Origin of the sequence: Devosia insulae DS-56 (genome assembly GCF_000970465.2) — a bacterium.
Taxonomy (GTDB): Bacteria; Pseudomonadota; Alphaproteobacteria; order Rhizobiales; family Devosiaceae; genus Devosia_A; species Devosia_A insulae.
Genome location: NZ_LAJE02000174.1, coordinates 1 through 23675, shown reverse-complemented (window position 1 = coordinate 23675; position 23675 = coordinate 1). Strand labels below are relative to the sequence as shown.

Genomic DNA, 23675 nt, shown 5'->3' with positions numbered 1-23675 from the left:
GGGGTGGGGGTCCACTCGCGCCGGCCTAGCAGCTATGCGCAAACCGCCTTCCCAATCCCCGTCTCCGGTGGTAATCACCCTCGCCAACCCGTGAGCCGGCGACGAGTCGTTCCGCTCACGGGCTTCCGTTTTTCTGATGCTCAGAAGGGAAGGGCCCGACCCTTGGCGAAGATCATTACTTCCATCACTGGCGATAGCGCACTGACGTTCGACGACGTGCTGCTGCAGCCCGCGCGCTCCGATGTGCTGCCGACCGATGTCGACATCCGCACCCGGGTGACCAAGGACATTTCCCTCAACATCCCGATCCTGTCGTCCGCTATGGACACGGTGACCGAGAGCCGCATGGCCATTGCCATGGCGCAGGCCGGCGGCATGGGCGTGATCCACAAGAACCTCGATATCCTGGTGCAGGCCGAGCATGTCCGCGCCGTGAAGAGCTTTGAAAGCGGCATGGTGGTGAACCCCATCACCATCGGCCCCGACGCGACGCTGGCCGATGCGCTGGCGCTGATGGAAGCCAACCACATCTCCGGCATTCCGGTGGTGGAGAATGGCGGGCAGGGCGGCCGCAAGGTCGGCAGGCTGGTCGGCATCCTCACCAACCGCGACGTGCGCTTCGCCAATAACCCGCGCCAGCGCATCGCCGAACTGATGACGCACGAGAACCTGGTGACAGTGCGTGACGGTGTCAGCAAGGACGAAGCCAAGCGCCTGCTGCATGCCCACCGCATCGAAAAGCTGCTGGTGGTCGATGACGATCGCCGCTGCGTCGGGCTGATCACGGTGAAGGACATCGAGAAGGCGCAGCTCAATCCGCATGCGGTCAAGGACGCCCAGGGGCGGCTCCGCGTCGCGGCGGCGACCGGGGTCGGCGATGCCGGCTTCGAGCGCTCGCTGGCGCTGATCGATGCCGGCGTCGACTTGCTGGTGATCGACACCGCGCACGGCCACTCGACCGGCGTGCTGAAGTCGGTGGAGCGGGTGAAGCGCGAGAGCAATTCGACCCGCATCGTCGCCGGTAACGTGGCGACGGCCGAAGCCACTCGCGCGCTGATCGAGGCGGGTGCGGATTCGGTGAAGGTCGGCATCGGCCCCGGCTCGATCTGCACCACTCGTATCGTCGCCGGCGTCGGCGTGCCGCAGCTTGCGGCCGTCATGGCCTGCGCCGAAGAGGGCGACAAACACGGCATCCCGGTCATCGCCGACGGCGGAATCAAATTCTCAGGCGATCTGGCTAAGGCCTTGGCCGGCGGCGCGTCTTGCGCCATGGTCGGCTCATTGCTGGCCGGCACCGACGAGAGCCCGGGCGAGGTCTACCTCTACCAGGGCCGCTCCTATAAGTCGTATCGCGGCATGGGCTCGGTGGGCGCCATGGCCCGCGGTTCGGCCGATCGCTACTTCCAGCAGGAAGTGAACGACAGCCTGAAGCTGGTGCCGGAGGGCATCGAGGGCCAGGTGCCGTACAAGGGCGCCGCCGGTAACGTGCTGCACCAGTTGGCCGGCGGGCTGCGCGCCGCCATGGGCTATACCGGCGCCCCGAACCTGCAGGCCTTCCGCGACAACTCGGTGTTCGTCAAAATCTCCGGCGCCGGCCTCAATGAGAGCCACGTCCACGACGTCTCGATCACCCGCGAAAGCCCCAACTACCGCGGCGGCAACTAAGTCCGGCCTGCCTCGTTGCTGCCAACTGCACCGGGAATGACGCCATGGTGACCGGAAGCAGCGAGGGGACCGGCTGAACATGACTCCGACCGCGTTCTGGCTGATCGCCGCCATCCTCGCCCAGGGCGCGCTCGCCCTGGGGCTGCTCTGGTACCTCGGCACCATCCGCATCCCGACGGTGATGAAAGGCGAGGTGCGGATCGACGATATCGCGCTCGAGCGCCAGGGGTGGCCGAAGCGCGAGTGGCAGGCGTCCAACGCCTTCGATAACCAGTTCCAGCTGCCGGTGCTGTTCTATGTCGGAGCGGGCTTGGCGCTCTACTTCGGTCCGACCCTGTTCGAGATCGTGCTGGCCTGGCTGTTCGTTGTGTCCCGCTATGCGCATGCCTTCGTGCACATCACCGACAACCACGTGATCCGGCGCTTTGCCGCCTACTTCGTCGGGCTGCTGCTGCTCTGCGTGTTCTGGCTCGACCTCGTGCTGCGGCTGCTCCTCACGCTGTAGCGAGCTTGATCCGCGTGCCGCATCGTGGCACGGACGGCACCGACCTACTAAGGATCTTCGCATGAGACTGCCTGGCCGGATCGCTGCCGCCATCGACGTGCTCGCCGATATCGATGCGCATAAGCGCCCGGTGGCCGAGGCGCTGAAGGCTTGGGGCCTCAACAACCGCTTCGCCGGCGCCGGCGACCGCGCCGCCATCGGCAACCTCGTCTATGACGCGCTGCGCCGGAAGAGCTCCCACGCCTGGGCTATGGGCTCGGACACGCCGCGCGCCCTTGTCCTGAGCGTCGTGGTGCGCGAGTGGGGCGAGAACATCGAGGAACTGAACCAGAGCTTTGAGGGCGACCGCTTCGCCGCTGCGCCGATCGATGCCGATGAGGCAGCAAAACTCACCGCCGCCGATCCGCTCGCCGGGGCGCCCGATCACGTGCGCGGCGACGTGCCCGAATGGATCGCGCCGCATCTCGCCGAGAGTTTTGGTGAGGATTGGGTCGCCGAAGCCCATGACCTCTCCGGCCGCCCGCCGCTCGACCTGCGCGTCAACACGCTGAAGGCCAACCGCGATAAGGCGCTGCGGGCGCTTAGCCGCTTCGCGCCGGACGCGACGGTGATCATCCCCGAGGGCATCCGCTTTCCCGCCGGCGACCGCGACAGCCGCACGCCGAACGTTCAGAGCGAGGAAGGCTACATCAAGGGCTGGTTCGAAGTGCAGGATTTCGGCAGCCAGATCGTCGCCGCGCTGGGCGGCGCACGTGGTGGCGAGCAGGTGCTCGATCTCTGTGCCGGGGCTGGGGGCAAGACCCTTGCGATGGCCGCCGCGATGCAGAACCGCGGCCAGATCTTTGCCTATGACAGCGACCGCACTCGGCTCGCGCCCATCTATGACCGCTTGAAGCGTGCCGGCGCCCGCAATGTGCAGGTCCGTGCTCCGGGCGAGGGGGTGCTCGATGATCTCATCGGCAAGCTCGACCGCGTCGTGGTCGATGCGCCATGCACCGGCTCGGGCACCTGGCGCCGCCAGCCGACCGCCAAGTGGAAGCTGACGCCAGAGCAACTGGCCGTCCGCGTCGAAGAGCAGCGCGCCATCCTGATCGAGGCGGCGAAGTATCTGAAGCCCGGCGGCACACTGGTCTACATCACCTGCTCGGTGCTGCCCGAGGAGAACGCCCGGCAGGCCGCGTCCTTCCTCGAAGCCAACCCTGAGTTCAAGGCTGTTGCCGGCAACAAGCTTTGGATGAGTCACTTCTCCGGGGCCAAGCTGCGCGCCCGTTTCTCGCCCGAAGGCGGGGTGTCGCTCACTCCGCATCTCACCGGCACCGACGGTTTCTACGTCATCGCCATGCAGCGAGGCTGACGATGATCCGCGATGCTGCCGGCGGCCTCTCGCCCCTCATCACCTTCACCGTCGGCTCGATCGCCTTCCTGCTGATCGTCGGCGCGGTGGTCTGGTTCGCCATCCCCGGCGCCAGTGCCAAGCACCACTTCGTCTCGCCGTCCGGGCGTGTCGCACTCGATATCGGCGAAACCTGTGGCGAGGCGAGCTGCGAGCGCCGGATCATCGCCGAGACCGTCGCCACTGACGGCAGCAAGTGGCGCCGTGGCTGCCGGGTCCCACTGACCGATACGCATCTCGTACTGCTCAACGCCTTCCCGCTCTGGGCTTCGGATGAGCAGACCGTCGAGATCGTCTATGCCGACGCCCAGGGGCAGGGCGGCAAGTTCCCGCTGAACATTGCTGCCGATTGCACCGAGACCGAGTGAACCAGCTGCCGCCTCGCGCGTTGGGGGGCATGAGCACTCTCAGCATATCCGACCTCAAGACCCCGCGAGCCTTGATCCTGCTGGCGGTTTTTCTGGCCGTGGTGATCGGCGTCGGCGCCGTCATCGGCGTTACCACCGCGCCGGGCGAGTGGTACGCCGGCCTCGCCAAGCCGCCGTTCAATCCGCCCAACTGGCTGTTCGGGCCGGTGTGGTTCGCCCTCTATGTGCTGATCGCCATCGCCGGTTGGCGCACCCTCCTCAGTGAGCCTGATGGTACCGGCATGAAGCTTTGGTACGGGCAGATGGGGCTCAACTGGCTGTGGTCGCCGGTGTGGTTTTCGCTGCACCTGCTGTGGCCGGCCTTCATCGTGATCATCGCCATCTTCGCGCTGATCCTGCTGTTCATTGCCAATCGCTGGGAGCGCGACCGGGTTTCCGCCTGGCTGTTCGTGCCCTATGCCGCCTGGGTCGGCTTCGCCAGTCTCCTGAACCTCGCCATCGCCACGCTGAACTAGCCGGCCTAGTGCAATTCCCGCGAGATCGGCTCACCCAGCGCCAACCGGGTGAAGCTGACCTCGAGCCCCTCGCCCGTCGGTGAGCAGGTCATCGGGCCGACCTCCACTGTCTCACCCATGCGGAGGAAGCAGAGCCGGACCAGTTGCCAGCTGCCATCCGGCTCAAGCAACTGCACCCGCAGCGCTTCGGCATGCCGGGTGAGCCGCAGCGTCACGGCAGCGTCGACCGGTCGATCGAGCTTCAGCACCGACCAGTCCGACTGGTCGTCGCGCGTCACCACGACCGAAAAGTGCATCGCCCCATCGGTGAACTCGACCCCGCATTTCAGCCAGTTGTCGCCGTCGACGAACAGCATCGCTCCGGCCTGGTCATAGAGGCGCTGGTAGTTGGCGCTGAAACTGAGCTCGAAGCTGAAATCCCCGTTCACCTCGGTGGCGCGAAAATGCCCGTCGGCGTGCTTGAAGCCGTAGAAGGTGTTGTTCCAGTAGTCGGTCTCCGGGCCCGTCCGCACCGTCAGCGTGCCGCCACGCTCCTCGTAGAACGGCGGCTGGTTGCGCCAGAACGTCTTACCGGTCTTCATCAGATCATTCCGCCGCCGCGGGGATTGTGGCTGAACCCGCCCCGCGCCGCTCTTTGCCGCGCGCCCACTGAATCACCGGGTTCTCCACCAGATGATACGACAGGTGCGCCACGGTGAAAGTGAGGACTGTGATGATGGACGAGGTGACGACGAAGCGGATGGGATCGGACGCCTGGCCGTGGTCGATCTGCGGGTCCCAATAGACCCGCACCAGCTCCAGCACCGGGTAGTGCCAGATATAGATACCGAAGGAGATCTTCGCGATGTAGCGCGTCAGCGGGTTGTCGAGGAGTTGGCCCACGACTGCGCTCGATGGTGAGGACGACAGAAACAGCCCGACCGCCAGCACGAACCAGGGGAAGCCATAGGGCACACCCAGCCAGCCCCAACCGTCGGCAGTCTTGGCCGAAAGCTGCTCCTGCATGAGATAAATGCCCCAGGCGAACGCCGCGAGCGCGACAAGGTCGAACAGCGCGTGCCGGTACTTCGCCCAGCGCACCTGCAGTCCGCCGGCCAGCGCGCCGATGGCGAACATGGCGAAGAAGGCGAACGGGTTGAAACGCGGCATCCAGTACTTGGCGCCACCGATCAGCCCGTAATCCCAGCCGCGCCGGTGCATATCAACGCGGTAGTAGCGGGTGAACAGCCAGTGCGCCGCAAGCGCCAGCCCGATGACCCCCAACCACATCAGGCGCGATTGCCAGCCCTGGCCGCTCCACCGTCCCAGAAAGATCAGCGTGGCAAAACCGAGCGGCAGCAGCAGGTATGACGTGACTTCGAAGCTGATCGACCACAGCGGCCCGTTCACCTCGACCGGAAACAGCGTAATCCAGTGCCAATCGGCAACCGTGAAGATGCCGGAGACCAGCCGCAGCACCAGCTCGGCGTCGAGCACCGCGCCGAACACCGTGATGCTGAGGACGAAGGTGACGAGCAGCGCCAGCCAGAACCCCGGCAGGATGCGCGCCGCGCGCCGCATGGCGTAGACCCGCAGCGACGGGGCCGGCTCGCCTCGATCCAGCGCCTGCCAGAACGGCCGCGACAGCAGAAAGCCTGAGAGAACGAAGAACATCGCCACCCCGAAGGTGCCGATCTGCGCGAACACCCGGAACCACTCGACGCCGCCGAGCTGATCCTGCCAGCTCATCCGCTGCGCCAGATGGTGAAACAGCACCGTCAGGCACGCAGCCGCGCGCACGAAATCCGCGCCATTCAGGCGGTTGTCAGTCATCGGTTCCCCTCGCATGGCACGCCCGCGTCTGCCGCGCGGTCAATCGTGCAATCGATTTCATTTGGCACCGCCAGGGGCTGCTGCGCAACCCCCTTGCGCTCGTCGTAGCCGCGTCAGCGACAGGTGCGGCACAAGCGGAGGTCGCGGTTGACGCGAGGCTGTCGCTGCGTCCTACTGACGCAATACTTATCGTGTAGAGGCAAAATGATTTTTCAGGATTTTGTCACACGGATGATGGATCCAAGTCATCTGCTGACTCATGTGCCATATGCTCTACTCGTCATCTCTATGCTGATGAACGACATGGGCTGGCTTCGAGCTATTGCTATTGCTGCAGGCATAATACGTATTATCAATCGCGCCTTCTTTGAGATCGACCCGATCATCGTGTTCTGGGAAGTGATCTTCGTCGCGGTGAATGTCGTTCAACTGTTGATCCTCTGGTACTACGCCAGGCGGCATCGGTTTTCCGAGGACGAGCAGCGTTTCGCCTCGATCATGCCCGCCGGCATCGATCGACGAACCGTCCGCCGCTTGCTGCGCCTCTCCAGGCTCCGCCATGCCCACGAGGGCCAGAAGCTGACGGAAGAGGGCAGGGCGGTTAGCGAACTGGTGTTCATCGCCGATGGCGTAATGCAGATCGAGCAGGCCGGACGAATCGTCGCCGTGTGTGGACCGGGGGATTTCGTCGGTGAGATGAGCTTTGTCACCGGCGCCCCGGCTTCGGCCACTGCTATCGTTGCCAAGCCGGTGCGCTACCTCGCTTTCGAACAGGCGAGGTTGCGCGCCGCTGTCGAGGCCGACAATGATCTTCGCCAGGCGCTCGACGCCAGTCTCAACCACAACCTCGTCGGCAAACTGGCCAAGGCCAACGCCGCCCGTCCTGAGCAGGTCGCTGCAGCCTAGCGCATCGAACCCCTTGTTTGTGACAGTCGGAGCGGGCTAGGCACTCGACCTTTGCTTTGCTTTGCGGTGCACGATGTCCGGCCTGTTCGACCAGTTGCTCACCGGTCTCACCAACCCGGTCATCCTGTTTGGTCACTTCACTTACTTCCTCTTGATCGTCTCGATGCTGATGCGGCGCATGGTATGGCTCAGAAGCTTTGCTGTGGCCTCGGGTGTCGCCAAGATCATCTACCGAGCGTTCTTCGTGTTCGATCCGGTGAGTGTCTTGTGGGAAACGGTGTTCGTGCTGGTGAACATCGGCCAGCTCCTGCTGATCTGGTATTACGAGCGCCACCACCGCTTCACTGAGGATCACCGGCACTTCGTCGACAGCATGCCGCCAAGCGTCGAGCGCCGCGCTCTGAAGCGCCTGCTGGCTTTCGCTACCGTCCGTGAGGTCCCGGCCGACGAAGTGCTGGTGCGCGAAGGGGAGGTGGTCAAGGACCTGCTCTATGTCGCCGACGGCGTCGCGCGGATCGAGACCGCTGGCCGGATCATCGCAGTGTGCGGGCCGGGCGACTATCTGGGCGAGATGAGCTTCCTCAGCGGCGAGCCGGCGACCGCCACCGTGGTGGCGTCCAGGCCGATGCGGGTGCTGGCCTTCGACCAGCAACGGCTGCACGTCGCGGTCGCCTCCGATGCCGCCATCCATCGCGCCATGGAGGCGGGGTTGAACCGCAACCTCGTTGGCAAGCTGGTGCGGGCCAATACGGCCAGGGTGGCGCCGGCCTCGGCATAGGTGCCTTGACCCGGAGGAGACTTGCGGAATCCCCGTTCGGGCTTTATTTCCCCGCCATGACAGACATCGCCGCCGCCCCCGCCGAGTCCATTCTCATCATCGATTTCGGGTCCCAGGTGACCCAGCTGATCGCGCGCCGCCTGCGCGAGACCGGCGTCTATTGCGAAATCCATCCGTTCCAGAGCGCCGCCGAAGCCTTCGCCCGGCTGCAGCCACAGGGCGTGATTTTCTCAGGTGGTCCCGCCTCGGTGACCGACGAGGGCAGTCCCCGCGCCCCGCAGGAAGTGTTCGACTCGGGCGTACCGATCCTCGCCATCTGCTATGGCCAGCAGACCCTGGCGCTGCAGCAGGGTGGCAAGGTCGAGGGCGGCCATGCCCGCGAGTTCGGCCGCGCCGATGTCGAGATCAGGGAAACGAGCCCGCTGTTCGACGGTTTCTGGAAAGTCGGCGGGCGCTATCCGGTGTGGATGAGCCACGGCGATCGGGTCACCGAGCTGCCCGAGGGCTTTACCGTCATCGGCACCTCCGAGAACGCTCCGTTCGCCATCGCGGTCAACGAGCGCAAGCGCTACTACACCACCATGTTCCACCCCGAGGTGGTGCACACTCCGGATGGCGGGAAGCTCCTGCAATCCTTCGTCCACAACATCGTCGGGTTGAAGTCCGATTGGACCATGTCGGCCTATCGCCAGCGCGCCGTCGACAAGATCCGCGCCCAGGTCGGCAAGGGCAGGGTGATCTGCGCGCTCTCGGGCGGCGTCGACAGCTCGGTTGCGGCGATCCTGATCCACGAAGCCATTGGCGACCAGCTGACCTGCGTCTTCGTCGATCACGGCCTGATGCGGATGAACGAGGCCGATGAAGTCGTCTCGATGTTCCGTGACCACTACAATATCCCACTGGTCCATGTGGACGCCGCCGACAAGTTCATCGGCGCGCTCGAGGGCGAGGCGGACCCCGAGACCAAGCGCAAGACCATCGGCCGGCTGTTCATCGAAGTGTTCGAGGAAGAGGCCAAAAAGCTCGGCGGCGCGCAGTTCCTGGCGCAGGGCACGCTCTACCCCGATGTCATCGAGAGCGTCAGCTTCTCGGGCGGCCCCTCGGTCACCATCAAGTCGCACCACAATGTCGGCGGCCTGCCGGCGCGTATGAACATGCAGCTGGTCGAGCCGCTGCGGGAACTGTTCAAGGACGAGGTCCGGGCGCTGGGCCGCGAACTCGGCCTGCCGGACCGCTTTGTCGGCCGCCACCCGTTCCCCGGCCCCGGCCTCGCCATCCGCCTGCCGGGCGGCGTGACCCGCGATAAACTCGATATTCTCCGCCGCGCCGACGCCATCTATCTCGATGAGATCAGGAAGGCCGGGCTTTACGACAAGATCTGGCAGGCCTTTGCGGTCCTCTTGCCGGTGCAGACCGTCGGCGTGATGGGCGACGGCCGCACCTACGAGTTCGTCTGCGCGCTGCGCGCCGTCACTTCGGTCGACGGCATGACTGCGGATTTCTTCCCCTACGACATGAACTTCCTCGGCCGCGCCGCCACCCGCATCATCAACGAAGTGCGCGGCATCAACCGGGTGGTCTACGACGTAACGTCGAAGCCGCCCGGGACGATCGAGTGGGAGTAGAGGGTCCAACGGCAGCGATTGCATGACTGGGCAGGCTGCCGCGTCCCCGAGCCGGCTTGAAGCTGACTTCCCGCGAACTTCGACCGAGACACGTGGTCCGTGACGGACAGAGCGTTCTCCGCCCAGCTCGCTTTCGAGCGTGCGGATGCGCAAGTTGATTGCGGCTGCGCTGAGATGAAGTCGCTCCGCCGCGCGCGAAACTGCCCGCGGACACACAGACTTCACGACGTGGCCCTCTTGCGAAATGGCAGGGAGCGCGTCATGCCGCGCGTTGGCGGGGGTGTCAATCGAAGTACTTGCGGTAGCTCATTCCCGGACGTCACCTGCTTTCAACTCACTTGCGGTGTGTTGAGTAAGTACAATAAAGTGCGAGAACTGGGGGCGGGTCACCATAGTTGAGCGAGGAGGACCAGTTGGACCAGCAATGGCTTGCCTCGGTGTTGCCGTCGCAGCAGCAGCTCGACGAGTTCTTGGGTGACGATCCTGTAACAGCGTTGCTCGGTCTGGCCCGGAGCCGTGCACCGATAGAGTTCGGCCCGGTCGGCGACCCTGGCGACGATCCCGCCCTCAAGCGGGAGTTCGCGCTGGCCCAGGTGGCGGCGGCAGCTCTCAAGAAGAATGGAAATGCCCAGCTCTCGCTTGAGCAAACCCAGGCGCTTCATGCGTTCGTGCACCTGCTCGCCCGGCCGGCGCTGCGTGTCGTCGGCGGTGGCGTCCCAGCCATCCCGCAATCGTGGGACCGGCTCGACACGGCGCATGACTCGGTGATCAGTCGGGTCCGTGGTGTGGGCCGCGTCGACACCAGTACGCGCAAGCATGTGGGCACGGGGTGGTTCGTCATTGAGAACCTGCTGCTGACGAACCGGCATGTCGCAGGCGGCCTCTGCGGCCTCGACGTGCATAACGACCCCACGTGGCTCGACAAGCTGCCGGCGGCGGTGGTCGCGACGAACGCCGCCTGGGACGCCGACCACTCGCAGCGTGCGGTGTGGGATCCGGCAGAGGCACCCAGCGCCGCAAGCACAGCGGTCGGCTCAATCACGAAAATCCGCGCCTACCACGCGCTCCTTGACATGGCGCTGCTCGACGTCACTGGCGTCGAGAACAGCAACAGCCTGGTGCTGCGCATTCAGGCCGTGCCGCCCGCGTCGCTGACGGGGCACGAGGTCTACCTTGCGGGCTATCCCGGCGTGTCTCCGCCGTATTCGGTGTCAAAGCAGGTCGCGGATTTGCTCTTCCCCGGCGCCACGGCGAGCGGGCTCAAACGGGTGTCGCCCGGGCAACTCGTTGCGCTGGTCGAGGATCTGCCGATCGGGGAGGGCAAACCTCGGGCCAGCCATGACGGCTCGACGCTTGGCGGCAGCTCGGGTTCGCCCGTCGTCAACTTCGACAACCACCGCGTGATAGCGCTCCACTACGCTGGTAAGTACGGACAGGCGAACTTCGCTGTGCCGCTTTGGCTGGTGAAGGACGACCCGTTCTTTACCGACAATGACATCGTGTTCGCCTCATGACCGATCGCGCGCTGGTCATCGGCATTGACCACTACCAGAACGAAGCATGGGAATTGAAGGCCGCGGTGAGGGACGCTCTCGCCTTTGCGGCGTGGGTGACGGAGCCCGGCGCGGGACGCGCAACCGCGGATACGTTGACGCTGTTGCTCTCGCCACATCCCGATCGCCCGGTCAAGGAAGTGAAGTTCCAGCCGGCAACCGAGGACGCGATCCGCAAGGCGCTCTACACTCACACCAAGAACGGTGTTGGCGCACAGCGATTGTGGTTCTTCTATGCCGGGCATGGCCTTGCACCGGCCGGCGGCGGAGCGGACGAGGCGCCGGTGCCCGTGCCGGCGGACGTACAGGACTTAGACTACTACCGTAGTCAGCCGATCGACCTGGGCTCATGGATCCGGGAGATGCAGGTTTCCTTACCTCAGCACCAGGTATTTTTCGTTGACGCGTGTCGCGGCATCGTCGTCAGCGAGGATATCGTCACCGCCACGAGGACGCTGTTCTTCGACCTGTCGAAGATGAAGTCTGGCGGCCCGGCGCAACAGGCCGCCCTGTTCGCGACAACTGCGGGCCAGCTGGCGAACGAGCAGGGCTTGCACGGCTTATTTGGTGGCGCGCTGCTCGACGGGCTGCAAGGCGAGGGGCCGGCGCTGCAGCCGGATGCCGCCACGCAGGAATTCGTGCTGACGTTCGACGGGCTGACCTCGTACGCGAAGAGCCGGATCCAGCAGGCATCGGACAAGGCGCGCCGCGGCAACAGAGTTCTTCCGACCCAGGTACCTTTTGGGAGTCTGTTCGGCGGTCAGGGTTCTCTGGAGATCGCGCGGTTCAAGGCAAAGCCGAAGTCTTCGGTCAGGCTGTTCATCAAACCCGAGGGCGCCGCAGCCGGAGCTACTGCCGGCATCCGTGGCTACAATGAGTGGAAGGACGTGTTTGAGCGCCAAGCGGAAAAGTCGCCGCCGCTGGCCTTGCCTGTCGAATGGAAGCTGTCATCGAGCAACTATCTGATTGAGATCGAAGCGCCCGGCTACAAGAACTGGACGCACAAGCTCGACCACATCGGTCCTGTGGAGCTGTCCGCCGCGCTCGAACCGAACCCGGTCGATATACCGGAGAACGCACTAGAGTCGCTCGGTCAGGTCCGAGGCGGCCTAGAGCTGCCGGAGCGACCCGACGGCGCTGAGCTCGCTGCCGGTGCGCATGGCAGCCTCGTGGTACAGACGCCGGACCAATACGCGCGCATCGAGGTCTTCAATCTGAGCGGGGAGCGCGTCAAGGCGGCGTGGGGCTGGCTTCAGGAAATGCTGCCGGTTGGCGCGTACCGGGTTGAGGTCGCACTTCCGACCGAGCGTCCAACGGTTCGGCGAGTGCTCGTCACGACTGCCGAGCCCGAGACGGTCGAGATTCGTCCCGACCCACAGCTGACGCAGCGTCTGGCCGCTAGTGCTGGGATGATCTGGCCGCAAGACGGGGTAACGCACCCCTCGGAAGTTTTCGGACCCGCGACGACGACGCATCTCGGGTCGCTCCTGGCCTGGGCCGCCGCTGCCGCCCAGTTCGACCCTGGTGGGCTTGGCCAGAAGCTGCGTCAGCTTGGCGTCGAGCGCTTGCCTACCAGCAAAGAAAGGTGCTTCGTCCGGGTCCTCGTCGGCGATGCGGTGGCGCCATCGCCGAACGGCCCGATGGAGACCCTGTACCTCCAGTTGGAGCAGCTGGCAGCAGTGCTGGAGCCGTTGCCCGAGCTCGCCGGGTTCGCCAAGCAATGGCACGCCGAGATCGCGTTTCACACCAGCCTCACCGTCGGAACCGCCGAGCTCAACCCAAAGCGCATCCCGCTGCCGTTCATCGCAGGTCACGTCTGGACCATCGTCATCGTCCGCGAAACCACTCAAGGCACCGAGATCCACCGCTATCTCCATCCGCTGGAACCGGAGCAGCCGTTCGATGACACGATCCGCCTCGTTGAGCAGAACTGGCGTGCTCTCCAGGCTCGTGCACCGCTATACGACGATGAGGCAGAGCGGCTGCTGGCGCGCCAGCTCGACCCGCTCAGTCTTGCAGTGCTCGCTTACCGGTTGGCACTCGAAAACCGCCAGGAGGAACTGGCCAAGGTCGTCGAGCGGCTTGGGAACGCACCGCTCGCCGACACGCATGTGCTCGCGGCGCTGGTCGCAGAGCGCGACAAGCATATGGCGCGTGCCTTGCAGGGACCTTCGGTGCCGGTCGTTGGCGAAGGATATCGCCTGATGGAGGCTTGGCTCACCGATCATTTCGCCAAGGAAAGCCTGCCGCCGCCGATCGCACCGGAGCCGTTCACCGGCGGACTGTGGACGGCGTTCGACCCGCGCGGCCAGGCGGTGATCTCGAAGGCATTTCCGGTGCACAACGCACCGGCCTGGGCGAAGCCACTGCTCGCCGCTGCGGAGGCCACGGCAAAGATCGAGGGGGGGCCGGACGGGGGGCACCAGCTAATTGGAACGGGCTTCCTCATAGAACAACGGAAGCTGGCGATGACAGACTTCATTGTGGCGCAGAAGCCGGCAGTTGCCATCTTCGGTGACGAGCGCGTCCCCATCGAGGCGATCCTCGGAGAGACAAAAGACGACCGCCACGCTGCCTTGACTCGGGTGGCGCCTGTGGCTCGGGCGCCGTTGAAGATGCAGTGGTCGCTGCCTGCAGTTGGCACTCGCATTGCAGTCATCGGACATCCGATGCTCACCTTCACGCCGACGGTCATGACCATGGCGGCGTTCACGACGCCTCCCAAAGGCGAGAAGATGATCATGCCCGGCGTAATCGTAGCGGTCGAGGAAACCAAGCTAACTTACGAGTGCTGGACGATGGGCGGTGTCGCCGGGGGCCCAATTATCGATCTCGCAACAGGCGAGGTGATTGGCATTCACCACAGCGGCAAATACGAGGGCGGAGCGAGGAAGCTCGGCTTCGGCGTGCCGCTGGCGGCGATCGAGGCGCTGCTGCAGACGCCGATCTGATTGGCTGGCCCCTCCCTTACACGACTCGACTGGCGCGATCTCAGTCGGTAGGTAGCACGTCACCCTTCTTGGCCGGGCCACGGCCGATGCGGTGGCTTCCGGCAGACAAAGGTACGAGATCGCGGTGCGTCAGAGTGATGGAGTGGGAGCAGATCTGGCAGGTCGTATCGCCGAGGCCTCCGCCGTTCGGCCGACGCCGCGGCAGCTGGCCTGGCAGCGGCTCGAGTTCTACGGCTTCATCCATTTCGGCATGAACACCATGACCGATCGGGAATGGGGCCTTGGGCACGAGGATCCCGCCCTGTTCGATCCGGCAGAGCTGGACGCCGACCAGTGGGTCGAAAGCTTGGCCGCGGCCGGCATGCGCGGCCTGATCCTCACCTGCAAGCACCATGACGGGTTCTGCCTGTGGCCGAGCGCGGTAACTCGGCACTCGGTCGCCTCCAGCCCATGGCGAGGCGGTCGGGGTGACCTCGTCGCCGAGGTCTCGGCGGCCTGTGCGCGTCGCGGCCTGAAACTCGGCATCTACCTGTCGCCATGGGATCGCACCGAGCCGTCCTACGGCACCGGAATCGGCTACGACGACTTTTTTGTCGCGCAGCTGCGCGAACTGCTTTCGGACTACGGCCCGATCTTCTCGGTCTGGTTCGATGGCGCCAATGGCGAGGGCGCCGCCGGCAGGAAGCAGTACTACGACTGGAACCGCTACTTTGCTGTCGTCCGCGAGTTGCAGCCCGACGCGGTGATCAGCGTCTGCGGCCCCGACGTGCGTTGGTGCGGCAATGAAGCCGGGCACACCCGGCCCAACGAGTGGAGCGTGGTTCCTGCCTCGCTGCGCGACGCCGAGCGCACCGCGTCCAATTCGCAGCAGGTCGATGACGGGAGGTTCTCGCGTCAGGTGCGCTCGGACGAACAGGACCTGGGGAGCCGGGACGCCATCGCCACGTCGAGCGACGATCTGGTCTGGTACCCCGCCGAAGTGAACACCTCCATCCGGCCGGGCTGGTTCCATCACCCCACGGAGGACGCCGAAATCCGCTCCGCTGACGAACTGTTCGACATCTACTGCGCCTCGGTGGGCGGTAACGCCACGTTCCTGCTCAACGTGCCGCCGGACCGCTCCGGCCTCGTCACGGCGCCGGATCGGCTGGTGCTGTCGCAACTGGGAGAGCGGATCGCCGAGCTCTACGACGCCGATATCGCCCCGGCGGCAGCTGTGTCGCCTGCCGGTGCTCTGGATCAGCAAGGCGCATGGACCATCGACGCCACCGGCGGTGGTCTCGTTCTGTCCTGGCCGGAAGTGAGACAGCTCGGTGCCGTGATCGTCGAGGAGGACATCGCCTGGGGCCAGCAGGTCGAGCGGCTTGTGGTCGAAGCCCGGACCGTCGATGATCGATGGCTCCAGGTCGCGGCATGCGACTCGGTCGGTTATCGCCGCATCCTGTCCTTCTCGCCCGTAGGGACCGATGCCGTCAGGCTGTCGGTCGCCACCGCTCGCGGCCGGGCGCGGCTGCGAAGCCGGGTGATCGGCGCCGAGGTGTTGGGTGATGATCTGATGAAGCAGGACCGTCCGGATGGTGTTTCGGCCCGCATGGTGCGCCTCGGCTATCTGGTCGCCGGCTTCGCCCTTCTCGCCCTCGGCATTATCGGGGCCTTCCTGCCGCTGATGCCGACGACCATCTTCGTCATCCTCGCCGCCGGCTGTTTCGCCCGCTCCAATCGCCGGGTCGAATCCTGGTTGCTCGAACACAAGCGCTTCGGCCCCACTATCACGGCCTGGCGCGCCGAGGGCGCTATCTCGCGCCGCGGCAAGACGCTGGCCGCGGGCGGCATGGTGCTCGGCTATGTGCTGTTCCTCATCGGCGCCCGTCCCGACCTCCCGGTCGCGCTGTTCGTCCTCGCCGTCTTCGGCGCCTGCGCCTGGTACGTGCTGTCGCGCCCGGAGCCGTCGTGATGTCCGAGAGCAACGGGCGGTTTGACGTTGAGACCCTCAGGGGGGTGGCGGGAGCCAACGCCTTCGCCCGGGGCGAGGCCTATTATCGCAAAAACCAGGTTGCGCTGCTCAGCGTTGAGCCCGGTCGCGTGCTGGCGCACGTTGCGGGAACTGATGACTATCGGACCGAGCTCACCGGCCATGGCCGGCAGATCGATGGGACGTGCACCTGTCCTGCCTACGACCGCGGTACGTTCTGCAAGCACATGGTGGCGGTCGCGCTGGCCGTCAACGCTCGAGGCAATCAGGCTGAGGCGGCAGAAGAGAGCGTGCTGGCGCGGATACGCCGGCATCTCGAAGCCAAAGATGGCAGTGCCCTCGTCGACATAATCATCGGTCTGGCCGAGCGAGACGCCGCCTTGCTGCGGAAGCTTGAAATCGCCGCAGCGGCGTCTGACCTAGACGACAAGACCGCAGAGACCCGTCTGCGTCAGATGATCGACAAGGCCATCGGCAGGTCCAGAGACATCGACTACTACGAGATGCGCGATTGGGGCGATGGCGTTGCCGAGGCGCTGGATGCTATCGCTGAACTGGTCCCGGCCGGGCGACCGGAACTCGCGTTCAGGCTGGCCGATCGAGCCGTCGGCAAGCTGGAGCAGGCACTGGATCGCCTGGACGATTCTGATGGGTACTGCAGCGCCTTGCTGCAGCAGGCGCGGGATATTCACCTGGCTGCCGCGAGCCTGGCGCCGCCCGAACCGTTGGCGCTCGCGCGCGACCTCTTTGCCCGCGAGACCGGTAGTGTCTATGGCAGCTTCGACGGCGCCCTCGTCGACTATGCCGACGTGCTCGGCGAAGTGGGCCTCGCGGAGTACCGCCGTCTCGCGTCGGAGGCCTGGCAGAACATCCCGCCGCGGGCCGGCCCAGTGCGGCGGTCGCTCGATGTGTCGGGCGAACACCACGCGTTGCGCAGCATTCTCGACTTCTTCGCCGAGCGCGACGGAGACGCAGATGCGCGGATCGCTTTGCGCTCCAAAAACCTGACGTCGCCCTGGAGTTATCTGGAGCTTGCCCAGTTCTGCCTCGCGCACGGACGCGCTGACGAGGCGCTTCGCCGCGCTGAGGAGGGGCTGTGGATGTTCGAGGACGGCGGTCCCGACGAAGGACTGCTGCTTTTTGTCGTGGGCCTGTTGACCGAGGCAGGCCGGACTGCTGACGCCGAAGTGCGGCTATGGCAGGCGTTCGACAAGGCGCCGAGTTTTGCGCTCCTTGCTGAGCTGCGCAGGCTTGGCGGGCCCGCCGCGCGAGATCGCGCCCTGGAGCTGCTCGAAACTAACCTCCACAGCCAGGTGGCCGCCAAATGGTACTCGCGCGCCGACTTTCTGGTTGGCGTCTTGATCGAGGAAAAGCTGTTCGACCGCGCCTGGGCGATTGCTCGCAAGCATGAGGTCTCGATCGGCACGATGGACCAACTCGCCAGGCAGAGCGAAGCGACGCATCCCAACGAGGCACTTGCCGTGTATGCCTTGCGCATCGACCAGTACGCTGCTGCTGGTGGTGATCCGGCCTACGACCATGCGGCGCGACTGGTGGCCCGTATGGCCACGCTGCAGGATGCAGCGGCGCAGACTGAGTTTGTCTCAGACCTGAAGTTGCGCCATGCTCGCAAGCGCAACTTGATCAAGCGCCTGGGGTAAGAGGTGCGCCACGCTGACATCGACGCGCAGAACCGCAGGATGCTGGAGCTCCAGCGGCAGTTTCGCGTCGCTGCCGATACGGTTGCCGACGCGTGGGCCGCGTTTCCCGAAGTGCAGGCGGTGGCCGTGATCGGTTCGGTCGCCAAGCCGCTGTGGAAGGAAGTGCCGCGCTTCAGCCGACGCATCGAGATCTGGCACGAGTGCAGCGATCTGGACCTGGCACTCTGGCTTGATTCACAGGAGCGGCTCGGCGAGCTTCGCCGCGCGGCCAGTCACGCCTTGCGCCAGGCATACGAGTTGGGCAAGGGCGCCGGCATCGTCACCGAGCAGCTCGATACCTTCCTGTTCGCCGCGGGCAGCGAACAGTACCTTGGCCGACTCTGTCGCTACAACGAATGTCCCAAGGGCAAGCCACAATGCTTCGTTCCAGGTTGCGGTGCCGTTCCGTTCAACAAGCGGATCGCCGAATTCGAACCTCACGCCGACATTCTCGCTCCCGCATCGTACGCCACGCTGTACGAGCGTGGGACCGGACGGCTGCGATCGGCCCTCGATCTGCCGACTGTCGATGCTGGCGCGGAGTGATTGCGAAGTGGCCTGGCCCTTTGCCGGCTGCATTTCTCCAAACGGCCGCATTACAGAGTGTCGGGCAATGCCGCTATCGCCGCCCGCAGCTTCGCGTTGGGCCTCGGCAGGTTTTCTAACAACGCGATGACACGCGCGTCCTCGCGCGCTGTCAGATGAACGACCTCGACCGCCTCTATCACCGCTTCTGCTTCACGCAAGGCAGCCTGCGTAACGAAGTTCGTCAGGTCGGTGTTGCGGAGTGAGGCAGCGCGCGCGAGTTTGGCCTTCGATTCCGGCGAGACCCGCAAGATCATGCGCGTATTGTCATTTGCTGCACCCCGCGGCATCTCCGCCTTCCTCGCGCATCGTACTCATCCAAGACGTGCGCCGTTGTGCCTGCGTATTCAAGGGCGTGAAGGCGGCGGCAAGGCGCGCCCGCACATCGTTGACGATGACAAGCCTCCGCTGTGAGCTAGCCCTTCACCCGAATACTCACGTTGCTGCTGCCGTGCTTCAGCACCAGGTTGTAGAGCCGGCGGGCGTTTTCGGGCGCCAGTCGGACGCAGCCATGCGAGGCGACGCGGCCCAGGCGCTTGGTGTCATAGGTGCCATGGATGGCATAGCCGCCGCGGAAGAAGATCGAATAGGGCATCGGCGACCAGTCGTATTTCTTGGAGTAGTACTCCTTGTACATCCGCTGTACGCCGTAGCTGCCCTTGGGTGTGGCATAACCCTTTCGGCCGGTAGAAACGTCGAAACTGTAGTGCGGTGCACCGCCCACCGACACCTGCATGTGCTGATCCGAGATGTCGATGACGATGGAAACGTTGGCGGCTGCGGCGGGGGTTGCAATGGCAAGCAGGGCGACAAGCAGTAAAACGCGGGTGAACATCTTGATCTACTCGTACTGGCGCTGGCGAAAGCTTCGCCTGAGCGCGTTGCCGACAGATTAATTTCGTCGCTTGCATCCACCGCCTCACGCGTTCGTGACCCTGTCCACCCCCGCGCGGGCCTCGGGAGCACCTGCGTGTACGGGTTTGCATTCGCGCGGACGCCTCACTATGGTGCGCCGAAATTCGACCCTGTTTCACTTGAGCTTCATGTCCAACGAAAACATCATCCGCGAGATCGACGAGGAACTGCGCAGCGACCGTGCGCGCAACCTGTGGCGTCGGTTCGGCCCCTATGTCATCGGCGCGGCCGTGGCGATCGTCCTCATCGTGGCGGTGAAAGAGGGCTGGGACTGGTGGCAGAGCTCGAACTCGGCCCAGTCGTCGGACCAGTTCTATGCGGCACTGCAGCTGGCTGACGGCACCGATGCCGAGGCCGCCAAGAAGGCGCTCGACGAGGTGATTGCGGCCAACCACGGCGGCTATCCGATCCTTGCCCGCTTCCGCGAAGCGGCGCTGCTGGCGAAAGACGGCAAGACCGCCGAGGCGGTGGCGGCCTATGATGCCCTCGCTGCCGGTCAGCCCAACAAGTATCTGCGCGAACTGGCGCTGGTGCTTGCCGCGAACCTGCTGGTCGACGGCGGCGATGTCGCCCAGGTCGAGCAGCGCATCGGCGGTCTCGTCGGCTCGGCCAGCCCGATGCGCAACGCCGCCCGTGAGGCGCTCGGTCTCACCAAGTACAAGGCGGGCGATCTCGCCGGCGCCCGCCAGAGTTTTGAAGATGCGGCCAACGATCCGCAGGCGAGCCAGGAGCTGCGCAGCCGGCTGACCGTCTATCTGGCGCAACTGGTTGCCGAGGGCGTCGCCGCGCCGGTAGCGGAAGCTGCCGCGACCGAGACGCCTGTCGTTGTCGATCCCTCAACCGCCGCGCCTGCCGCGACTTCGGTGGGCGACGGGCCGGCACTTGATACCACGCCGGCTCCCGAGGCGGCGCCAGCCATGGAAGCGCCTGCCATGCAGGCTGCTCCCGCGATGGAAGCCGTCCCGCCCGCGTCCACCGAAGCACCTGTCGCGCCCGCGAACTGAGGTTCGCGTCCGGCTCTAAAGTACTGGGGTCTCGCTTGACCGTTACCGTCGCCATTGTCGGCCGTCCTAATGTCGGCAAGTCGACGCTGTTCAACCGACTCGTCGGGCGCAAAATTGCGCTCGTCGACGATACACCGGGCGTCACCCGCGATCGCCGGGAAGCCGAGGGTCGTATCGCCGATCTGCGCTTCAAGGTGCTCGACACCGCCGGCTACGAGGACAAGACCGACGGCTCGCTCGAAGACCGGATGCGCCAGCAGACCGAGATCGCCATCCGCGATGCCGACGTCATCCTGTTCATGATCGACGCGCGGGCAGGGGTGATGCCGCTCGACGAGCGCTTCGCCCAGGTGTTGCGCCGTGCCGGCAAGGACGTGCACCTGATCGCCAACAAGGCAGAAGGCAAGGCCGCCGATCCGGGGCTGCTGGAGGCTTACAATCTCGGTTTCGGCGAACCCGTGGCGCTCTCCGCCGAGCATGGCCTCGGCCTCTCCGACCTCCACGCCATTGTTTCGAAAGCCGTGGATGCGGCCGCGGCGAAGGCTGAGGCCCGGGCGCCGTCGCTGGACGTGATGCCCGAGGTCGATGTCGACCTGCCTGAGGATGATGGCTCGACTGAAGATGGCCCGGTGAAGCGCTGGGATCCCAAGCGCTACCTCAACGTCGCGATCATCGGCCGCCCGAACGCCGGTAAATCGACGCTGATCAACCGCATGGTCGGCGAGGATCGGCTGCTGACCGGGCCGGAAGCCGGCATTACCCGCGATTCCATTCTCGTGCCGTGGGAGTACGAGGGCCGGATCATCAACCTGGTCGATACCGCCGGTATGCGCCGCAAGGCCCGCATCGAGCAGAAGCTCGAAAAGCTCGCGGTCAGCGATTCTCTCCGCTCGATCCAGTATGCCGAAGTGGTGGTGCTTTTGCTTGATGCGCAGATTCCGTTCGAAAAGCAGGACCTGACCCTCGCCGATCTGGTCGAGCGAGAAGGCCGGGCTTTGGTGATCGCCGTCAACAAGTGGGACACCATCGAGGACAAGAACGCCAAGCTGGCCGAGCTGCGTGAGCAGTGCGAGCGCTACCTGCCGCAGCTCAAAGGCATTCCGCTGGTCACCATCTCGGGCCTGCAGGGGCGCAACATCGACAAGCTGATGCAGGCGGTCTTCGCCATCGAGCGCAAGTGGAACAGCCACGTCTCGACCGCACGGCTCAACCGCTGGCTGAGCGGCATGACCGAAAGCCATCCGCCTCCGGCGGTCTCGGGCCGCCGCCTGAAGCTGCGCTACATGACGCAAGCCAAGATCCGGCCGCCGAGCTTCATCCTCTTCGCCTCGCGACCCGAAGCCGTGCCGAACGCCTACCAGCGCTATCTGGTCAATGGCCTGCGCGACGCCTTCGACATGCCCGGCACGCCGATCCGGCTGTGGCTGCGGGGCGGCAAGAACCCGTTCGACAAATCCGACAAGTAGCAACCACGCCCGCCCCGGCTTCAAGTTGCTGGTAACCGTCGGCTCGATCCGCACTTGCAAGTGGGCCTTGCTCGGCTGATCTAGCGGCATGGCGACCAACTACAGCGACATCACCGCGAGTATTGCGACGCCACCACTATGGTGGCACGGCGACGTGCCGCGATACGTGCCGTTTCATCCTCGCTGCGTGAGCATCTACGCAACGGAGGTTGCTTACATCAAGTCGCGCTGCCAAGTCTGTGGCCAGGAGTACAACTCGGTCGTCGAGGGATTCACGTACGAACACGAACGGGCCGAGAGTATTGGTACTCGCGCGTCACTTCCTGGCTGGGATCCTCCGTTGGCGCTGAGTCATTGTGAGTATGCATTCACCTCCTCGACACCCATCGTGGTACTCGAGTACTGGCGGCGAACCCGGTCCGACCCACAGTGGGTGCGGTTACAGGAATTCGAGATCGCTCTTCGTGACGGGTAGGCGAGCTGCGTTGCACTCGTGCTAGCCGTCACGCCGCATTGCGCCCCGGACGATCCTCGCTATACTCCCGCCCTCCAAAGCGACCCGATGCTGAGTGCGGGGCCGCAACTTTGAAACGACATTGTTCCTCGAAATTCTGATTGTCGCCGTCCTGACGCTGGTCAACGGCCTGCTTGCAATGAGCGAACTGGCGGTAGTCTCATCCCGCCCGGCGCGCCTCAAGGTCCTCGCCGCCGAAGGCAAACGCGGCGCCACCGTGGCGCTGAAGCTGCAGGAAGACCCCGGCAAGTTCCTGTCCTCGGTGCAGATCGGCATCACCCTCGTCGGTGTGCTCTCCGGCGCCTTCTCCGGCGCCACGCTGGGTGAGCGCCTCGGCGATACGCTGATCGGCGCCGGCATCAATCCCTCGATCGCTGCGCCGCTGGGCGTCGGCATCGTCGTCATCATCATCACCTATCTCCAGCTGATCATCGGCGAACTGGTGCCCAAGCAGATCGCGCTGCGCGATTCCGAGGGCGTTGCGGCGCGGGTCGCACCGGCGATGGCGCTCATCGCCTCGATCGCCGCGCCGCTGGTGTGGCTGCTCGATATCTCGGGCAAGCTGGTGCTGCGCCTGCTTGGCCAGAGCGGCGAGACCGACGAGCGGGTAACCGACGAGGAGGTCAAAACCCTTATCGCCGAAGCCGAGCACGCCGGCGTGCTGGAGACCGAGGAGCGCCACATGATCTCGGGCGTCATGCGCTTCGCAGACCGTTCGGCGCGCGGCCTGATGACTCCGCGTCTCGATGTCGAGCTCATCGACCTGAGCGAGACGCAGGACGAAATGATCGAAAAACTCCGCGCCACCCGCCATTCGGTGCTGCCGGTGCAGGATGGGGCGGTGGATTCGATCGTCGGCGTGATCGTCCGCAAGGACCTGGTCGAGAACGTCCTGGCCCGCGAGCCGCTGGATATGCGGACGCTGGTCAAGCAGGCGCCCGTGGTGATGGATCGCTCCAGTGCGCTCGATGTGCTCAAGGCCATCCGTGGCTCGCTGGTGCACATGGCGCTGGTGTTCGACGAGTATGGCCACTTCGAAGGCATCGTCACGCCCGGCGACATCCTCGAGGCGATCACTGGCGCGTTCCAGGAAGAAGAGGGCGACGAGAAGGCCTATGTCACCCGCCAGGATGGCTCATACCTCGTCTCGGGCTGGATGCAGGTCGACGAGTTCCAGGCGCATCTGGGCGTGCCTGTCCCCAAGGACGCCAAGTTCGAGACCGTCGCGGGGTTCGTCCTCGCCGAGCTGAACCATCTGCCGGCAGTGGGCGAAACTTTCGAGCGCGGCCACTGGCGTTTCGAAGTGCTGGATCTCGATGGCCGCCGCATCGACAAGATCCTGGTGACGCGACTGAACTAGCTCGTGCGCGAGAGGTCGTTTGATCCCTCGTTAGGACCGGGACCATGCAGTCGTCGCCTCCCTCCCCCTTGAGGGGAGGGATTGAGGG

At 65.0% G+C, this 23675-nt stretch carries 20 protein-coding genes and 1 pseudogene; 17 read left to right on the top strand and 4 right to left on the bottom strand.

Features of this window, described 5'->3' with window-relative positions:
• The first annotated feature begins 162 nt into the window (after window positions 1-162).
• The 5 genes from guaB (at window position 163) to VW23_RS12045 (ending at window position 4446) form a co-directional block, all read left to right on the top strand.
• The gene (gene guaB, locus VW23_RS12065) at window positions 163-1665 is read left to right on the top strand and encodes an IMP dehydrogenase (RefSeq protein ID WP_069909821.1); all 1503 of its coding nucleotides are present in this window, start codon (window positions 163-165) and stop codon (window positions 1663-1665) included.
• A 79-nt stretch (window positions 1666-1744) separates the two neighbouring features.
• Entirely contained in the window at window positions 1745-2170 is a 426-nt protein-coding gene (locus tag VW23_RS12060) for an MAPEG family protein (protein ID WP_069909820.1), read from the top strand.
• A 61-nt stretch (window positions 2171-2231) separates the two neighbouring features.
• Entirely contained in the window at window positions 2232-3524 is a 1293-nt protein-coding gene (locus VW23_RS12055) for an RsmB/NOP family class I SAM-dependent RNA methyltransferase (protein WP_069909819.1), read from the top strand.
• Window positions 3525-3526: 2 nt separating this feature from the next.
• Window positions 3527-3931: a hypothetical protein gene (locus VW23_RS12050; RefSeq protein WP_069909818.1), complete on the top strand. Its 405-nt coding sequence runs from the start codon at window positions 3527-3529 to the stop codon at window positions 3929-3931.
• Window positions 3932-3960: 29 nt separating this feature from the next.
• Window positions 3961-4446: a TspO/MBR family protein gene (locus tag VW23_RS12045; protein WP_069909817.1), complete on the top strand. Its 486-nt coding sequence runs from the start codon at window positions 3961-3963 to the stop codon at window positions 4444-4446.
• Window positions 4447-4451: 5 nt separating this feature from the next.
• On the opposite strand, the gene VW23_RS12040 is transcribed toward VW23_RS12045, so the two are convergent.
• Window positions 4452-5027 (bottom strand): DUF1349 domain-containing protein, encoded by a 576-nt coding sequence (locus tag VW23_RS12040; protein WP_069909816.1) that lies wholly within the window; start codon window positions 5025-5027, stop codon window positions 4452-4454.
• 4 nt (window positions 5028-5031) lie between these two features.
• Window positions 5032-6258 carry an acyltransferase family protein gene (locus VW23_RS12035; RefSeq protein WP_084645996.1) on the bottom strand — a complete coding sequence of 409 codons (1227 nt, stop codon included), beginning with the start codon at window positions 6256-6258 and terminating at the stop codon, window positions 5032-5034.
• Between the two features lie 204 nt (window positions 6259-6462).
• Between VW23_RS12035 and VW23_RS12030 the strand changes: the two genes are divergently transcribed.
• The 9 genes and pseudogenes from VW23_RS12030 (at window position 6463) to VW23_RS11995 (ending at window position 18289) form a co-directional block, all read left to right on the top strand.
• Window positions 6463-7164, top strand: coding sequence for a Crp/Fnr family transcriptional regulator (locus tag VW23_RS12030; protein WP_069909814.1), 702 nt, complete (start codon window positions 6463-6465; stop codon window positions 7162-7164).
• A 73-nt stretch (window positions 7165-7237) separates the two neighbouring features.
• Window positions 7238-7942, top strand: coding sequence for a Crp/Fnr family transcriptional regulator (locus VW23_RS12025; protein WP_069909813.1), 705 nt, complete (start codon window positions 7238-7240; stop codon window positions 7940-7942).
• A 56-nt stretch (window positions 7943-7998) separates the two neighbouring features.
• Window positions 7999-9567, top strand: a complete 1569-nt coding sequence (gene guaA, locus VW23_RS12020; RefSeq protein ID WP_069909812.1) for a glutamine-hydrolyzing GMP synthase — start codon at window positions 7999-8001, stop codon at window positions 9565-9567.
• 413 nt (window positions 9568-9980) lie between these two features.
• On the top strand, window positions 9981-11081 hold the full coding sequence (locus tag VW23_RS12015) for a trypsin-like peptidase domain-containing protein (RefSeq protein ID WP_069909811.1): 1101 nt from the start codon (window positions 9981-9983) through the stop codon (window positions 11079-11081).
• Window positions 11078-14071 carry a caspase family protein gene (locus VW23_RS12010; protein ID WP_069909810.1) on the top strand — a complete coding sequence of 998 codons (2994 nt, stop codon included), beginning with the start codon at window positions 11078-11080 and terminating at the stop codon, window positions 14069-14071. Before VW23_RS12015 ends, VW23_RS12010 begins: the two co-directional genes overlap by 4 nt.
• 250 nt (window positions 14072-14321) lie before the next feature.
• A pseudogene (locus VW23_RS29800) lies at window positions 14322-15230 on the top strand (alpha-L-fucosidase); the annotation flags it as partial.
• 396 nt (window positions 15231-15626) lie between these two features.
• Entirely contained in the window at window positions 15627-16025 is a 399-nt protein-coding gene (locus VW23_RS29795; protein ID WP_425285205.1) for a YbaN family protein, read from the top strand.
• Window positions 16025-17704, top strand: coding sequence for an SWIM zinc finger family protein (locus VW23_RS12000; protein ID WP_069909808.1), 1680 nt, complete (start codon window positions 16025-16027; stop codon window positions 17702-17704). The genes VW23_RS29795 and VW23_RS12000 overlap by 1 nt, the downstream gene beginning before the upstream one ends.
• A gap of 3 nt (window positions 17705-17707) precedes the next feature.
• Window positions 17708-18289, top strand: a complete 582-nt coding sequence (locus tag VW23_RS11995) for a hypothetical protein (RefSeq protein ID WP_069909807.1) — start codon at window positions 17708-17710, stop codon at window positions 18287-18289.
• Between the two features lie 50 nt (window positions 18290-18339).
• Here VW23_RS11995 and VW23_RS11990 read toward each other — a convergent pair whose 3' ends face one another.
• Window positions 18340-18618, bottom strand: a complete 279-nt coding sequence (locus tag VW23_RS11990; RefSeq protein ID WP_069909806.1) for a type II toxin-antitoxin system TacA family antitoxin — start codon at window positions 18616-18618, stop codon at window positions 18340-18342.
• 125 nt (window positions 18619-18743) lie between these two features.
• A complete protein-coding gene (locus VW23_RS11985; RefSeq protein ID WP_069909805.1) occupies window positions 18744-19163 on the bottom strand; it encodes a L,D-transpeptidase in 420 nt (139 codons plus the stop codon).
• A 208-nt stretch (window positions 19164-19371) separates the two neighbouring features.
• Here VW23_RS11985 and VW23_RS11980 point away from each other — a divergent pair, with 208 nt between their 5' ends.
• The 3 genes from VW23_RS11980 to VW23_RS11970 all read left to right on the top strand — a co-directional run bounded on the left by VW23_RS11980 (window position 19372) and on the right by VW23_RS11970 (window position 23587).
• Window positions 19372-20247, top strand: a complete 876-nt coding sequence (locus tag VW23_RS11980; protein ID WP_069909804.1) for a tetratricopeptide repeat protein — start codon at window positions 19372-19374, stop codon at window positions 20245-20247.
• A gap of 35 nt (window positions 20248-20282) precedes the next feature.
• A complete protein-coding gene (gene der, locus VW23_RS11975) occupies window positions 20283-21713 on the top strand; it encodes a ribosome biogenesis GTPase Der (protein ID WP_069909803.1) in 1431 nt (476 codons plus the stop codon).
• A 611-nt stretch (window positions 21714-22324) separates the two neighbouring features.
• Window positions 22325-23587, top strand: a complete 1263-nt coding sequence (locus VW23_RS11970) for a hemolysin family protein (RefSeq protein WP_069909822.1) — start codon at window positions 22325-22327, stop codon at window positions 23585-23587.
• The last annotated feature ends 88 nt before the right edge of the window (window positions 23588-23675 follow it).

Coding starts and splice junctions, on each gene's coding strand:
- VW23_RS12025 (WP_069909813.1), top strand. CDS start 7,238: ATGTCCGGCCTGTTCGACCAGTTGCTCACCGGTCTCACCAACCCGGTC.
- VW23_RS11985 (WP_069909805.1), bottom strand. CDS start 19,163: ATGTTCACCCGCGTTTTACTGCTTGTCGCCCTGCTTGCCATTGCAACC.
- VW23_RS11980 (WP_069909804.1), top strand. CDS start 19,372: ATGTCCAACGAAAACATCATCCGCGAGATCGACGAGGAACTGCGCAGC.
- VW23_RS29795 (WP_425285205.1), top strand. CDS start 15,627: ATGAAGCAGGACCGTCCGGATGGTGTTTCGGCCCGCATGGTGCGCCTC.
- VW23_RS12055 (WP_069909819.1), top strand. CDS start 2,232: ATGAGACTGCCTGGCCGGATCGCTGCCGCCATCGACGTGCTCGCCGAT.
- VW23_RS12060 (WP_069909820.1), top strand. CDS start 1,745: ATGACTCCGACCGCGTTCTGGCTGATCGCCGCCATCCTCGCCCAGGGC.
- VW23_RS12050 (WP_069909818.1), top strand. CDS start 3,527: ATGATCCGCGATGCTGCCGGCGGCCTCTCGCCCCTCATCACCTTCACC.
- VW23_RS12035 (WP_084645996.1), bottom strand. CDS start 6,258: ATGACTGACAACCGCCTGAATGGCGCGGATTTCGTGCGCGCGGCTGCG.
- guaA (WP_069909812.1), top strand. CDS start 7,999: ATGACAGACATCGCCGCCGCCCCCGCCGAGTCCATTCTCATCATCGAT.
- VW23_RS12010 (WP_069909810.1), top strand. CDS start 11,078: ATGACCGATCGCGCGCTGGTCATCGGCATTGACCACTACCAGAACGAA.
- VW23_RS12040 (WP_069909816.1), bottom strand. CDS start 5,027: ATGAAGACCGGTAAGACGTTCTGGCGCAACCAGCCGCCGTTCTACGAG.
- VW23_RS12030 (WP_069909814.1), top strand. CDS start 6,463: ATGATTTTTCAGGATTTTGTCACACGGATGATGGATCCAAGTCATCTG.
- VW23_RS11990 (WP_069909806.1), bottom strand. CDS start 18,618: ATGCCGCGGGGTGCAGCAAATGACAATACGCGCATGATCTTGCGGGTC.
- VW23_RS12045 (WP_069909817.1), top strand. CDS start 3,961: ATGAGCACTCTCAGCATATCCGACCTCAAGACCCCGCGAGCCTTGATC.
- VW23_RS12000 (WP_069909808.1), top strand. CDS start 16,025: ATGTCCGAGAGCAACGGGCGGTTTGACGTTGAGACCCTCAGGGGGGTG.